Annotated in this window: 1 protein-coding gene; it reads right to left on the reverse strand. The window is 34.1% G+C overall.

Features of this window, described 5'->3' with window-relative positions; all coding sequences use genetic code 11:
* Positions 1-1,050 (reverse strand): hypothetical protein (locus E0D98_RS24650; RefSeq protein ID WP_131891323.1); only part of this gene is annotated, 1,050 nt, incomplete at its 3' end.
* Between the last annotated feature and the right edge of the window lie 8 nt (positions 1,051-1,058).

A 1,058-nucleotide genomic window follows, 5' to 3' on the forward strand; every position in this document is an offset into this window, starting at 1 on the left:
TTTAGACATTGTTGCCCATTTTTGAATTTTATTGTATAGAGAGGGTGTTGTAAACTCTTGAAGTTGTTTATAACATATTTTTTTGAACTCTTGCTTATATTTTAATATGTCATCAAATGAAAGATTCACTACCTTTGCCTCTAAGAAATCAATTATTCTCGAAGCAATTTCCGCTTTCGCGCGTAAAGAGTTGTCATTAATAGTTAACAATGTAGAAAACAAGCCATTGATTTGTTTGTCAAGATGTTGTTCATATTTATGTAGTTTGGGGATGGGATTTTCCTTGTGTGAAAAAATAGTGTTAAATAAATTTGCGTCAGTGAAATTTATATTAAGTAGATCTTCAAAATAAAAATTTGATAAGGTTAGGACTAGCCTAGACATATCTTGCCCTGTCATGTTGAAATCAATAAAGTCGCATCCAGCAAGGGCTTCCATCCTATTTTCATTTTCACTGTGCTCAATATACAGCTTCGCCATTTTTAAGTACAAGCTTTGAATGTCTCTTATATCAGTTGGTAAGTCAGCTCGTTGCCCAGCAAAATTTTTATTATCGGAAGAAACGGTTTGGACACTGAATATTTCGGGTATTCCTTCTTCTACGAGAATTTTAGTTATGATTGGATTGTTGGGTTCTGGATTAACGACAACAATGATTTGACATACAGAATCCTTATCCTTTTCGTATCTAATGTTATGAATCTGATTAAGTATTGATTGTGTCTGTTGCGTAAGTGGTGTCGAACTTATCGTTTCAATGTTATTAATAAGACTTACAAGTTGAACCACAACTTTTGAGTAGTCTGCATTTGTATATGTGGTGTTCGTGTGGCATGCATTAATTTGTTGGAGTTGTTGTTGCGCTAAATCAAATTGTTCAGGGTTGTATCCTTCTCCAGAGAATGTGGAATTAATGGGTTGTTGTTCTTCCCAATTATCACAAGGCCACTTCGATGTGTCTGGCGTTTTAACATTATCGGTATTTGTTGTGCAGTTATAAATATCGCCGTGATATGTATTTATTATACCTGGGGTAAAGTCAATTGACATAACATTCC

It is taken from the genome of Escherichia sp. KCJ4928 (assembly GCF_004352695.1).
Lineage (GTDB): Bacteria > Pseudomonadota > Gammaproteobacteria > Enterobacterales > Enterobacteriaceae > ECMA0423.